Source organism: Tistrella mobilis KA081020-065 (assembly GCF_000264455.2).
Classification (GTDB): Bacteria; Pseudomonadota; Alphaproteobacteria; order Tistrellales; family Tistrellaceae; genus Tistrella; species Tistrella mobilis.
In genome coordinates this window covers 2,943,359-2,956,270 of sequence record NC_017956.1, presented here as the reverse complement: position 1 = coordinate 2,956,270, position 12,912 = coordinate 2,943,359, and the positions used below count along the sequence as shown (strand labels likewise).

Here is a 12,912-nt window from a genome sequence, read left to right as displayed (position 1 = left end):
GAACGTAGCGAGGGGGACGCGAGCGGCGCCGCGTGACGAGCGAGAACGAGATCACCCGGCCGCACTGCAGGACGAGGCGGCTTGAGGAGGGGTCATGGAACGGGAAGTGATGGAATTCGACGTGGTCATCGTTGGCGCCGGCCCGGCCGGTCTGTCAGCGGCGATCCGTCTCAAACAGCTCGCCGCCGAGAACGACCACGAGGTCTCCGTCTGCGTCATCGAAAAAGGGTCGGAGGTCGGTGCGCATATCCTGGCCGGCGCCTGCTTCGAGCCGCGGGCGCTCAACGAACTGATCCCCGACTGGAAGGAGAAGGGCGCGCCCCTGAACCAGCCGGCCGACGAGGATCGGTTCCTGCTGCTGACGGAGTCCAACCATATCCGGCTGCCGACGCCGCCGCAGATGAACAATCACGGCAACTACGTCATCAGCCTGGGCAATCTGGCCCGCTGGCTGGCGGAGCAGGCCGAGGCGCTGGAGGTCGAGGTCTATCCCGGCTTCGCGGCGGCCGAGGTGCTGTATGACGAGCAGGGCCGGGTGAAGGGCGTTGCCACCGGCGATCTGGGCATCGGCCGCGACGGCGAGCAGAAGTCGGGCTACACCCCGGGTGTCGAGCTGCACGCGAAGTATACGCTGTTCGCCGAGGGCGCCCGCGGCTCGCTGACCCGCATGCTGACCGACAAGTTCGGCCTGCGCGACAATTGCGACCCGCAGACCTATGGCATCGGCATCAAGGAGCTGTGGGAGATCGACCCGGCCAAGCACAAGCCGGGCCTGGTCATCCACACCATCGGCTGGCCGCTGGATACCAAGACCTATTCGGGGTCGTTCCTCTATCATATGGAGAACAACCAGGTCGCCGTCGGCCTGGTGATCGGCCTCGACTATCAGAACCCGCATATCTCGCCCTTCGACGAGTTCCAGCGGCTGAAGCAGCACCCGGCACTGCGCGACTATTTCGAAGGCGCCAAGCGCATCGCCTATGGCGCCCGCGCGCTGACCGAGGGCGGCTTCCAGTCGGTCCCGCAGCTGGCCTTCCCGGGCGGCGTGCTGATCGGCTGCACGGCCGGCTTCATGAACGTGCCCAAGGTCAAGGGCAGCCACACGGCGATGAAGACCGGCATGCTGGCCGCCGAAGCCGCCTTCGAGGCGCTGAAGGACGGCCGGGCGAACGACGTGCTCGACGCCTATCCGGCGCTCTATGAACAGAGCTGGGTGCATCAGGAGCTGAAGAAGGTGCGGAACATCCGCCCCTCCTTCAACAGGGGCCTGCTGGCCGGCCTCGCCTATTCGGCGCTGGACACCTATCTGTTCCGCGGCAATGCGCCCTGGACCTTCCACCACCACGAAGACCACAAGTCGCTGAAGCCGGCCTCGGCCTGTAAGAAGATCGTCTATCCCAAGCCCGACGGAAAGATCAGCTTCGACAAGCTGTCCTCGGTGTTCCTGTCGAACACCAATCACGAGGAGGATCAGCCGATCCATCTGCGGCTGAAGGATCCGTCGGTGCCGGTGACGGTGAACCTGCCCACGTATGACGCCCCCGAGCAGCGCTATTGCCCGGCCGGCGTCTACGAGATCGTGCAGGAAGACGCCGGCCCGCGGCTGCAGATCAACGCGCAGAACTGCGTGCACTGCAAGACTTGCGACATCAAGGACCCGACCCAGAACATCGTCTGGACCGTGCCCGAGGGCGCGGGCGGCCCGAACTATCCCAATATGTGACGACGGCAGCGCCCGCCACGATCAGCGGCGGGCGGCCTGACGACGGAAGGCGGCATCTCCGTGAGGGGGGGCCGCCTTTTGCGTGTCTGCGGCGCGCCGGCTACCGGCGGTGGATTGACATCCGCCGGGTGCGTCGGCACGATATGACCGTTTTAACGGGCGTAAAAGCCGTGCAGTGCCATCATCGCGTTCGTCATCGGGGTCACCCTCGGTTGGGTTTTGTTGTGGTGACCAAGCTTTACCGAAGAACCATGATGACCGCTCGGCGGGTCAAACCTGTAGGCCGGCATAGCCGGTTGGAAGATGTGCCCAGGTGACCGTACTGCTACACCACGGTGGGACGGCACCCCGAAAGGCGGGCCTGTGTGACGAAAGCCATCTTTTGTTCTCGGTTCTGTCACGTCATCAACTTGGCGCTGACATGCGGCACTAGATGTAGAATTTAAACGGCAGCTTCGGTTCTCCATCCATCGGCGCGGAGATCAGGACATCGCCCACGGCGTTGGCGAACCGGATTGTCACCGGCAACCGGTCGTTGTGAAGGCACGAATTGAAGTTGATTTTGGTGAGGCCGAGCACGTCGGAGAGTACAGTCGTCAAAGCGCAATCGCCCCGAAGAACGCGCACGGAGACCGGATTTGGGGTCTCTGGTCCCATATAGGTGTCGAGGCGCGGAACGTAACCGGACGTCCAGAGCAGCGCGTGGCGTTCTCCGATCTGGAGTGCCGTGCCACGGATAACGGGATATTCGCCGGGCCGGTAGAGTTTCAAATCATCGTGGGCGTCGCCGATCTGCACGCCAACGAGGTTCGTTTTCTCTCCACAAGCGGATGAGAAGCCTCCCCACTCGTCATCCGTGAAGGCGGACTTTGCGTGGATGAAGAGTTCGGTGGGCGGGCCGTCATGCAAACGAGCGTACTCGCCCACCACCATCTTTATGAGGTTATGGGCGGCGTCTCTATCGAGGTGGAATTGTTTCGTGTCGGTCTGGAACCAGGGACCGAGCGCACCGCGAAACACGACGCCCTCGCCATCCGACAAGAACATCTGCGCTGCACAGCAGGCATGCCGCCTGTCACTTGTCAATTCGCTGCGCTTGTAGACGAGACCGACATAGCACACGCCGGGGCGAACGTCGGCCAGCTGCCATGGTTTTCCGCCTGCCTTGTAATAGGCGCCCGTGCCAAGCTTCCAGGCGATCGTTGCCGGATCTTCGACGCGGCGGATAGGCATTCCGCTCTCGCGGCGGAAATCGCCTGGCGCCAAGGTCGTTTCGCGCACGATTTGCGTGACGATCCGCTCCTTGAGGAGGCGCGCCTTCAACTGTCGACGGAAATGCGTTGCATATTGATAGACCTGAGCTTCGCGCTCATCGTCGCCAAACAGGGTGGGTTGGCTTTGCAACGCCCGAGCACGGCGTTGCGAGATGGTCACCGCACCGGCGACCCGATCATTGCGTCTTACCGTCGATTTCGGCCGGCCGAGTTCGTAGACCTTTTCGGGAATCACGACGAACCAGAATTGCGGCGCACTCTCTAGCCGGTTGTTCTCCGCGACGAGGCGGGATACAAATATATCTACAGTACCGCGCACGGCCTCATGGCGGTTGGCGATCCGAAGAGTTCTCTCGATCTCGTCGGGGTCAAGATTGTCAATGACACAGGGCGGTTCGACCGGCCAGGCGGCATGGAAGGCTTCGGCGAAGCCAGGGAAAGGCACATGCTGGGGTTCGACGGCTCGCGACCGCGGCCCCGGGGCCGGGATGTCGATGAAGCCCTCCATGGTCTTTGCCCAGCCCTTGAAGCGGCGCACGCCGTCCGGTGTACCGATCACCCCATAGCGGATGGTCGGCAATTCCTTTGTATCCCCGACAGGTCCGTAGAGATAAAGACCATCACGGGGATAGACGAGGCGCTGCCCGTGACGGAATTCCAACCGCGGTTCCTCAAGATACAGCATCCGAGGCGTGAATGGTTGCGGTCTAGACGTCATCGCCTGCCTCCTCCGGGCCACCGACCGCGCTGGGACTGTCGGATTCGTCCGGCTCGTCGTCGTCGCTGGGATCGTCATCATCAGGCTCAGGCGCCTCATCCTCGACAGGCAGGCTGACTGGCACCTCCCAGGACATCGGCGGCAATCCGAGAACAACGCCTTCTTCGGAAGTGACGGGCACAGAGAGCGAGTCCTGCCCTTCGGCAAGCCAATGCAGGAAGGCGAGGAGCATGTCGCGCCAGCGGGCGTTGCGCCAGGTTTTGGCAAAGGAGCGCCTGAGCCTATGCATTTTCGCAAGATCGTCGAAGGGCTTGTCGCCATCTTCTGTAAAGACAAGGCGGCTGACGATCCGAATATGGGGCACAGGCGCCGAGCGCGCGGCGACGCTCACAGCGAAATGCCAGTTCATCTGCCGCTTGTGCGATACGCCTTGGATCTGGCGCAGACCGGCGACATCCCCCCAGCGGAAGCCAATCTTCGTCGTCGGCGCGATATGGACAGGAGGCCACCATGCCGACTGGGTACCTGACAGCGCGTAGTGGCGAAGGCCGCGCTCAGCGAACAGCTTTTCAAACGCCTGGCGGGCGAGATCGCTGAAATGGTTGCGGGCGTCGAGCCGTACGATATCGAGCTCGGACCAACCGCTTTCCAGAAAGTCCGCGACGCGACGCTCCTCTTTCGGCCTGATCGGAAGGTTCGGTCCGAAATGGTCTTGCAGATCGTGGATGGGCGCGAAAGTGAGGAAGCCCAGGCGAAACCGCTTTAATGGCCATGGCGCTTCCCTCATCCGTTCCTGGGCTCGACGCTCGGACACCTGCCCCTTGAACTCGTAGTAGCGGATCTTTGTCGGCAGTTGATCGATCGAGAGCCAGTTCGAGATCAGCCGCTCGGGTTCGGTGACAAGCGTCTTGCCGTGAATGAGTTGGATTTCGCGCCAGTTCTTCTCCTCACCCGCGGGATTGCGCGGGACACGATAGGTTTCTTGCAGCGTCTCTAACAGCTCCGAAAGCCCGTGCGCCCAGCCGCGGGTGAAGTCGATGTATTGAGCATGTGCGATCAGGAAGGGGGCCTCGAATGGCTCCATACGCAGAGGGATTATGAAGGCAGCGTCGCCGAGCTTGTGCGCGACATCTGAAGCAATCTGAATTTCGTTGCGCACGCCCTGCTTGTCGACCGCCCGGGGGTTGGCGACGAGCAGCATCTTGCAGGCGCGGTGGCGCAGCGCGTTTTCGAGCTTGCGTTGCCAGTCGTCACCACCCCTGAGCTTGAGCACGTCGGCCCAGACTTCGTAGCCCATGGCGGCAAGCTTGGCGCCCAGCCAGAGTGTGAACGCATTGTCCTCCGGTGCAGCGTGACTGATGAAGATAGCCTCGCGCGGCTCTTCCTCTGCTTTCAGCCGTGTGCTTGGCGACTGCGAACTCATGAACCAGCCTCCCGATCGTGCCCCACCCCGTGATTTAGCTCGCGCCATAGCGTCGAAGTTTCCGGCATGTCTGGCCGGCTGTCTCATGCTGCGACGACGGGAAGCATGATGTGTGGATCATCGCCGAGAGAAGCGATGGTCTCAAGGGTCATGTATCGGTTACGCTAAATAGCCCACTCATCATTCTGCTCCAGGAGAATGGCACCGATGAGCTTTGTGATGGCGGCCTCGCCGGGAAAGGTGCCGACGACCTCGGTCCGGCGCTTGATCTCGTCGTTCAGGCGCTCGATGGGATTGGTGCTGTGCAGCCTGGCCCAATGGTTCTTCGGAAATGTCATGCAGGCGAGCACGTCCTTTTCGACCTCGTCCAGCAATACCGCCAGTTTTGGAACTTTGGGCCGGATCTGATCGGCGACCTGACGCCACTGTGCCCTGGTAGCGCCGGCATCATTCCGGGCGAAGGCCGTGGTAATGAAAGCCGAAACGACCCGGCGGCCCTGCTTGCCGGCATGGGCGAGGGCATTGCGCATGAAGTGGACCCGGCAGCGCTGCCATGTTGCCCGAAAACACGCTGGTCACCGCGGCTTTGATGCCTTCATGTGCGTCAGACACCACCAGCTTCACGCCAGCCAGACCTCGGCGCGTCAGCTGGAGCCGTCCCGCCCCGTGGTGTAGCAGCGGCAGTTGCCGGGTCACGTCATTCCCGCCGGCTATGCCCGGTGTCAGACGGGCATAGCGCCCCTCAGCGGCTGGGGATCACCCCTCACCCACCGGCAGCGCCGGCCGCAGCAGGCAGCCCTGGCCGTCGTTGAGGCGGGGGTCGTAGCGGCTGCCGAGGGTGTGCATCAGGGTGTCGGCGGCGTCGAGGTAGAGGGCGAGTTCGTCCGCGAGCCGGGCTTCGTCGAGCACCAGCATGTCCGACACCGCGCCGTGGAACATGGCATGGGCGACCCGCATGGCGGTCTCGGGCGTCCAGCCGGGGGCGAGGTCGCCGGCCTCGGCGGCCCGGGCCATGATCTGGCGTATCAGCGTCATGAAATGCACCCGGTCGGCCTGCTGGCGTTCATGCAGGGGCGACTGTTCATGCGCCTGATCGATGCGGGTGAAGATGATCCGGAAGACCAGGCGGCGGCGCTCGTCGTTTACGATCATGCTGAGGGCGTCGCGGCTCGTTTCATGGAAGAGGTCGAGCGGCCGCCGGTCGGTGATCCGGCCGGCGGCCAGATCCTCCATCACCTGTTCCTGGGGCAGGCGCACCCGTTCGAGCATGGCGTCGAGCAGGTCGGACTTGTTCTTGAAATGCCAGTAGATCGCCCCGCGGGTGACGCCGGCCAGACGCGCCACATGTTCCAGGGCGCAGGCGGCCACACCTTCGGCATCGAAGGCGGCCGCCGCAGCATCCAGGATCTGCTGGCGGGTCTTTTCGGCATCTTCCTTGGTGCGTCTGGCCACGATCGGTCTCGGCTTCCTCAGGCAGGGGGTGATCAGGGACGCCCCGGCTCGCCCCGCGCGGTTTGCGCCCGGGGCGCATATAGCACGTTTCCGCAAAAATAACGGATCCGGCGGCGAATGCCGTGATGGACGTCACTTTACATACATTCATGCACGTATATTACTTGTGCAGTGCACTCGCCTCCACCCCCTTCGTGCCACACCCTTTTGTGAGGGCGGAAGACCCAGGCCGCGGCGGCAGCCCGCCCCCCGGGGGAGCGGCAGGCGGCGGGTCTCGACAGGAATTGAGGAAGATCCATGGTCCGGTACCGTTTCGGGCGGCGCGACAGACGCGCCGGCCCCGCTGTCGTTCTGTCGACGATCGCCGCCCTCGCCCTTGCAGCGTGTGATGCGGCGGAATCCAATGCGCCGGCGCAGCAGCAGGGCGGGCAGATGCCGCCGGCACAGGTGAGCGTCGTCGAGGCGACGCCGCGCAATCTGCCATTGTCCTATGAATATGCCGGCCGTGTGGCCGGGTCGAAATCGGTCGAGGTTCGCGCCCGCGTCCAGGGCATTCTGCTGGAGCGGACCTATGTCGAGGGCGCACGCGTCGAGGCGGGCGATCTGCTGTTCCGCATCGACCCCGACACCTACAAGGCGGCGGTCGCCGAAGCCGAGGCCTCGGTCGCCGAGGCCCGCGCCAATCTGGCCAAGGCCGATCGCGACTGGGCGCGCGGGTCGAAGCTGTTCCAGCAGAACGCGATCAGTGCGTCGGAACGCGACCAGCTGCTGTCGGCCCGCGATCTGGCCCGCGCCTCTCTGGCCTCGGCCGAGGCGCGGCTCGACACCGCCAAGATCAACCTCGCCTATACCGAGGTGCGGGCGCCGATCGACGGCGTGACCAGCATCGAGGAAGTGTCGGAAGGCAGCCTGGTCGGTACCGGCTCGACCGACAGCCTGCTGACCACGATCACCCGGCTCGACCCGGTCTACATTAACTTCTCGGTCCCCGACAGCGAGCGTCAGCGCCAGCTGCGGCTGATGGCCTCGACGCCTGCGACCGAGCAGAAGCTCGACGTGGCGGTCAAGGTCGAGGGGCGTGACGAGGTGGTGCGCGGCGAGGTGAACTTTGCCGACAGCACCATCGACCCGGCCACCGGCACCGTCCGGCTGCGCGCCGAGGTGGCGAACCCCGACGAGACCCTGATGCCCGGCCAGTTCGTGCGGGTGTCGCTGCAGGGCCTCACCCTGCCCAATGCCATCGCCGTGCCGCAGGAAGCCGTGCAGCAGGGCCCGAACGGCACCTTCGTCTATGTCGTGGAAGAGGGCGGCAAGGCCGGCGTGCGGCCGGTGGTGCTGGGCCCGACCGTCGGCAAGGACTGGGTGGTCGAACAGGGCCTGGCCTCGGGTGACGACGTCATCGTCGGCGGCACGATCAAGGTCCGCCCGGGTGCCCCGGTGCAGGTCGCCAAGGGCGGTGATGCCGCCCCGGCACGCCCGGAGGGTGGTGCATGATCTCGCGCTTCTTCATCGACCGGCCGGTCTTTGCGGCGGTCATCTCGATCGTGATCGTGCTGGCCGGTTTCATGGCCATGCGCGCCCTGCCGATCGAGCAGTATCCCGAAATCGTGCCGCCGCAGGTGGTGGTGAGCGCGAGCTATCCGGGTGCGAGCCCGGAGGTGCTGGCGGAATCGGTGGCGTCCCCCATCGAGCAGGAGATCAACGGCGTCGAGGGCATGCTCTACATGACCTCCAACGCCTCGGCTGCGGGCTCGCTGGAAATCACCGTCACCTTCGAGATCGGCACCGATCCCGACCAGGCGACCATCAACATCAACAACCGCGTGCAGGCGGCCGAGCCGCTGCTGCCCGAGACGGTGCGCCAGCAGGGCGTGCGCGTGGAAAAGCGGTCGTCTTCGATCCTGCAGGTGGTGACCATGCAGGCCCCGGTCGACCGCTACGACCCGATCTATGTCAGCAATTACGCCCTGCTGAACGTGATCGACGAGCTGAAGCGCGTGCCGGGCGTGGGTGATGCCACGCTGTTCGGCGCCAAGGACTATTCGATGCGCATCTGGCTGAAGCCGGATGAGCTGGCCCGCTACGACATGACGCCGTCGGACGTGGCCAGCGCCATCGAAGAGCAGAACGACAATTTCGCGGCCGGCAAGTTCGGCCAGGAGCCGGATGCCGGCGGCCAGGCCTTCACCTATACCGTCCAGACCCCCGGCCGGCTGCCGGATGCCGAGGCCTTCGGCAACATCATCCTGCGCTCGGATTCCAACGGTGCCGTGCTCCGGCTGCGCGATGTGGCGCGGGTGGAGCTGGGCGCCAAGGACTACGCGTTCCAGTCCTATTACAATGGTCAGCCCTCGGTCGCGATCGGCATCTATCTGCAGCCGGGCGCCAATGCGCTGTCGACCGCCCAGGCAATCAGCACGCGGATGAGCGAGCTGTCGGAGCGTTTTCCCGAAGGCATCACCTACGCGCTGCCCTATGACACGACCAAATTCGTCCAGGTGTCGATCGAGGAGGTTATCAAGACCTTCGCCGAGGCGATCGCGCTGGTGATCGTGGTGGTGTTCCTGTTCCTGCAGAGCTTCCGCGCGACGCTGATCCCGATCATCGCGGTGCCGGTGTCGCTGATCGGCACCTTCGCCGGCATGTATCTGCTGGGCTTCTCGATCAATCTGCTCACACTTTTCGGCATGGTGCTGGCCATCGGTATCGTGGTCGACGACGCCATCGTCGTGCTGGAGAATGTGGAACGCGTGATGCGCGAAAAGGGCCTGCACCCGCGCGAAGCCGCCATCCAGGCGATGCAGGAAGTGTCGGGCGCGGTCATCGCGATCGTGCTGGTGCTGTGCGCGGTGTTCGTGCCCGTGGGCTTCCTGGGCGGCCTGACCGGCCAGATGTACAAGCAGTTCGCCATCACCATCGCGATGTCGGTGTTCATCTCGGGCATCGTGGCGCTGACCCTGTCGCCGGCGCTCTGCGCCCTGCTGCTGAAAGAGGGCGAGCACAAGCCCTGGGCCTTCTTCCGCTGGTTCAACCGCAATTTCGATCGCCTGACCCGCGGCTATGTCTATGGCGTGTCGGTGATCGTGAAGCGCGCCTTCCTGGCCATTCTGGTGCTGGCGGCGGTGGGCTTCGCGTCCTGGACGCTGTTCCAGCGGATCCCGGGCTCTCTGCTGCCGAACGAGGACCAGGGCTATATCATCGCCCAGACCTATCTGCCGCCGGCGGCGTCGCTGTCGCGGACCGAGGACAGTGCGCTGGGCCTGACCGAGAAGTTCATGCAGCATCCGGCGGTGAACGAGGTGGTGACGCTGTCGGGCTTCGACCTGCTGTCCTCGGCCCAGAAGACCAATGCCGCCGCCTATTTCCTGCCGCTGAAGGACTGGAGCCAGCGTAACGATCCGTCGCTGGATGCCCGCAACCTGCCCGGCCCGATGATGGGCATCGGCATGAGCGACCCCAACTCGTTCACGCTGGCCTTCAACCCGCCGCCCATTCAGGGCATCAGCATGACCGGCGGTTTCGAGGCCTATGTCCAGGACCGCACCGGTGGCACCGTCGCCGACCTTCAGGCCGCCGTGCAGGGCCTGATCCAGGCGGCGTCGCAGCGGCCGGAACTGACCGGCCTGTCGACCACCTTCTCGGCCTCGGTGCCGCAGTACGACGTGGCCGTCGACCGCGAGAAGGCCAAGGCGCTGGGCGTGCCCATCGCCGATGTCTACACCACCATGCAGGCGACCTTCGGGTCGGTCTATGTCAACGACTTCACCCTGTTCGGCCGCACCTTCCAGGTGAACCTGCAGTCGGAAGGCGATTTCCGCCGCACGCCGGACGATATGCGCTATGTCTTCGTGCGCTCCAATTCGGGCGAAATGATCCCGCTCGACGTGCTGGTGACGGCGAAGCGCATCGTCGGTCCCGACATGCTGGAACGCTTCAACCTGTTCACCGGCGCCAAGATCATGGGCCAGCCCGCCCCGGGCTTCAGCTCGGGCCAGGCGCTCTCGATCATGGAGCAGGTGGCGGCGGAAAGCCTGCCCGAGGGCTATACGCTGAGCTGGACCGGCTCGGCCTATCAGGAAAAGGCGGCCGCCGGGTCGAGCATGCTCGCCTTCGGCTTCGGCATCGTGATGGTGGTGCTGATCCTGGCCGCCCAGTATGAACGCTGGACGATGCCGCTGGCGGTGGTGGCCGCCGTGCCCTTCGCGGTTCTGGGCGCGCTGCTCGCAATCTGGCTGCGCGGCATCGAGAACGACGTGTATTTCCAGATCGGTCTGGTTACCCTGATCGGCCTGTCGGCGAAGAACGCCATTCTGATCGTGGAGTTCGCCATGCAGCAGCGCCGGGCGGGGCGGAGCATCATCGATGCGGCGGACGAGGCGGCGCGCCTGCGCTTCCGGCCGATCGTGATGACCTCTCTCGCCTTCATCCTGGGCGTCGTGCCGCTGGCGATCAGCACCGGTGCCGGCTCTGCCAGCCGTCACTCGATCGGCACCGGCGTCATCGGCGGCATGCTGGCGGCCACCTTCATCGCGATGTTCTTCGTGCCGGCCTTCTATACACTGGCGGCGAAGCTGTCGCGGAAAGACCGCCACAAGGCAGCAGCCCCGACCGAAACTCCGGAGAGCGCCCATGTCCGTAGCTGACCCGAGCCTCGCGGCACCCGTGATCCGGGGCGATCTGCCCCGCCGCGCGGCCCGGCCCCTTGTCGCGGCCCGGCCCCTTGTCGCGGTACTGGCCGCAGCCCTGATGTCCGCCTGTGCACTGGCCCCGGCCGGGGATCCCCCGGCCATCCAGACCGGCGCCAGCTGGGGCGAGCGCGGCCAGGCCGCTGCCGAGGCGCGCGCCGCGGAACTGCCCGCCGCCCGTGTCGACGGCACCTGGTGGCGCAATTTCGGCGATCCCGCCCTGACCCGTCTGGTCGAAGAGGCGCTGGTCGCCAATGACGACCTGCTGCTGGCGGTGGAGCGGGTGAACGAGGCCCGGGCCCTGGCCCGGGGCACCTCGGCCGACCGGCTGCCGTCGCTGGATGGCAGTGGCAGTGCCCAGCGCAACCAGACATCGAGCTTCGGCTCGTCGGGTGGCCAGCTGGCCAATACCTTCTCGGCCTCGGCGGCGCTGTCTTATGAGCTGGACCTCTGGGGCCGGCTCAGCAATGCCGACCGGGCCCAGCGTGCCCAGCTGCTGCAGACGGTGGCCAATCGCGATGCGGTGCGCCTGACCGTCGCGGCCGACACCGCCAACGCCTATCTGCAGCTTCGGGCGCTGGACCTGCAGCTGGAGATCGCCCGCCGCACGCTGTCGGCGCGCGAACAGACCCTGGAGCTGCAGCAGGCCCAGTACGAGGCCGGCACGATCGACGCGCTCGACCTGGCCCAGGCGCGGTCGGAGCGGGAATCGACCCGCGCCCGGATCCCGGAGCTGGAAGGCTCGCGCGATCAGGCCGCCAATGCGCTGGGCGTGCTGCTGGGGCGCACCCCGGCCGAGCTGATCGGCAAGGATGTCGAGCGCGGCGTGGCGCTGGACGTTCTGCCGGATGCACCGGTGCCGCCGCTGGGCCTGCCGTCGGAACTGCTGCTGCGCCGCCCCGACGTGGCGGTGGCCGAACAGCAGATCGCGGCCGCGGCCGCCAATGTCGGCGTCGCGCGGGCGGGCTATTTCCCGCAGATCAGCCTGACCGCTTCGGCCGGACGACAGAGCACGCAGCTGTCTGACTTCCTGTCGAACGGCGCCGGCATCTGGGGCCTGGCCCTGGCGCTGACCGGGCCGATCTTCGATTTCGGGCGCACCGATGCCCAGGTCGAGGCGGCGAAGTCGCGCTATGAGCAGACCGCGATCAGCTATCGCCAGACGGTGCGCACCGCCTTCCAGGACGTTCTGGATGCGCTGGCATCGCGCACGGCGGCCATGGGCCAGCTGGAGGCGCAGGACGCCCAGGTGGCCGAGCTGCAGAGGACGGTGGAACTGGCGCGGCTGCGCTATGACGCCGGCTATGCCGCCTATCTGGACGTGCTGGATGCCGAGCGCACCCTGCTCGACGTCGAGCTGTCGCGGGTGACCACCCGCCAGAACCTCTATGTCGCCTCGGTGAACCTGTACAAGGCGCTGGGCGGCGGCTGGGAAGGCCTGCCCCAGGGGGCGGAAGACCCCGGCCCGGTGCTGGCCGACCCCTATGGCGGGCTGAAAGACTGATCCGACGGACCCGCCCTATGCAGACGTATCCCCGACGGCCCGCAGTGCAAGCTGCGGGCCGTCGGCCGTTTCCGGACGCAGCGACCCTTTCCGGATGCGTCGACCCTTTCCGGATGCGCCGCCAGATCTAGCT

7 protein-coding genes and 1 pseudogene are annotated in these 12,912 nt (G+C 65.5%); 4 read left to right on the top strand and 4 right to left on the bottom strand.

Features of this window, described 5'->3' with window-relative positions; translation table 11 throughout:
• Nucleotides 1-94 precede the first annotated feature (94 nt).
• Nucleotides 95-1,723, top strand: coding sequence for an electron transfer flavoprotein-ubiquinone oxidoreductase (locus tag TMO_RS13470; protein ID WP_014746187.1), 1,629 nt, complete (start codon nucleotides 95-97; stop codon nucleotides 1,721-1,723).
• A gap of 429 nt (nucleotides 1,724-2,152) precedes the next feature.
• Here TMO_RS13470 and TMO_RS13465 read toward each other — a convergent pair whose 3' ends face one another.
• The 4 genes and pseudogenes from TMO_RS13465 to TMO_RS13450 form a co-directional block, all read right to left on the bottom strand.
• A complete protein-coding gene (locus TMO_RS13465) occupies nucleotides 2,153-3,658 on the bottom strand; it encodes a hypothetical protein (protein ID WP_228382226.1) in 1,506 nt (501 codons plus the stop codon).
• Between the two features lie 46 nt (nucleotides 3,659-3,704).
• Nucleotides 3,705-5,138, bottom strand: coding sequence for a toll/interleukin-1 receptor domain-containing protein (locus tag TMO_RS13460; protein WP_041604964.1), 1,434 nt, complete (start codon nucleotides 5,136-5,138; stop codon nucleotides 3,705-3,707).
• Between the two features lie 83 nt (nucleotides 5,139-5,221).
• Nucleotides 5,222-5,789 (bottom strand): annotated as a pseudogene (locus TMO_RS13455) (transposase); the annotation flags it as partial.
• Between the two features lie 105 nt (nucleotides 5,790-5,894).
• Nucleotides 5,895-6,590, bottom strand: a complete 696-nt coding sequence (locus tag TMO_RS13450) for a TetR family transcriptional regulator (protein ID WP_014746183.1) — start codon at nucleotides 6,588-6,590, stop codon at nucleotides 5,895-5,897.
• Nucleotides 6,591-6,887: 297 nt separating this feature from the next.
• Between TMO_RS13450 and TMO_RS13445 the strand changes: the two genes are divergently transcribed.
• Genes TMO_RS13445 through TMO_RS13435 form a run of 3 tightly spaced genes read left to right on the top strand, consistent with a single transcriptional unit; the run spans nucleotide 6,888 to nucleotide 12,779 of the window.
• Entirely contained in the window at nucleotides 6,888-8,084 is a 1,197-nt protein-coding gene (locus TMO_RS13445) for an efflux RND transporter periplasmic adaptor subunit (protein ID WP_014746182.1), read from the top strand.
• Nucleotides 8,081-11,233, top strand: coding sequence for an efflux RND transporter permease subunit (locus TMO_RS13440; RefSeq protein ID WP_014746181.1), 3,153 nt, complete (start codon nucleotides 8,081-8,083; stop codon nucleotides 11,231-11,233). The genes TMO_RS13445 and TMO_RS13440 overlap by 4 nt, the downstream gene beginning before the upstream one ends.
• Nucleotides 11,220-12,779 (top strand): efflux transporter outer membrane subunit, encoded by a 1,560-nt coding sequence (locus TMO_RS13435; protein WP_081598914.1) that lies wholly within the window; start codon nucleotides 11,220-11,222, stop codon nucleotides 12,777-12,779. The genes TMO_RS13440 and TMO_RS13435 overlap by 14 nt, the downstream gene beginning before the upstream one ends.
• The last annotated feature ends 133 nt before the right edge of the window (nucleotides 12,780-12,912 follow it).

Bases quoted from the DNA above. Each gene is read 5' to 3' on its own strand.
- TMO_RS13440 (WP_014746181.1), top strand. From the start codon at position 8,081: ATGATCTCGCGCTTCTTCATCGACCGGCCGGTCTTTGCGGCGGTCATC.
- TMO_RS13470 (WP_014746187.1), top strand. From the start codon at position 95: ATGGAACGGGAAGTGATGGAATTCGACGTGGTCATCGTTGGCGCCGGC.
- TMO_RS13445 (WP_014746182.1), top strand. From the start codon at position 6,888: ATGGTCCGGTACCGTTTCGGGCGGCGCGACAGACGCGCCGGCCCCGCT.
- TMO_RS13460 (WP_041604964.1), bottom strand. From the start codon at position 5,138: ATGAGTTCGCAGTCGCCAAGCACACGGCTGAAAGCAGAGGAAGAGCCG.
- TMO_RS13435 (WP_081598914.1), top strand. From the start codon at position 11,220: ATGTCCGTAGCTGACCCGAGCCTCGCGGCACCCGTGATCCGGGGCGAT.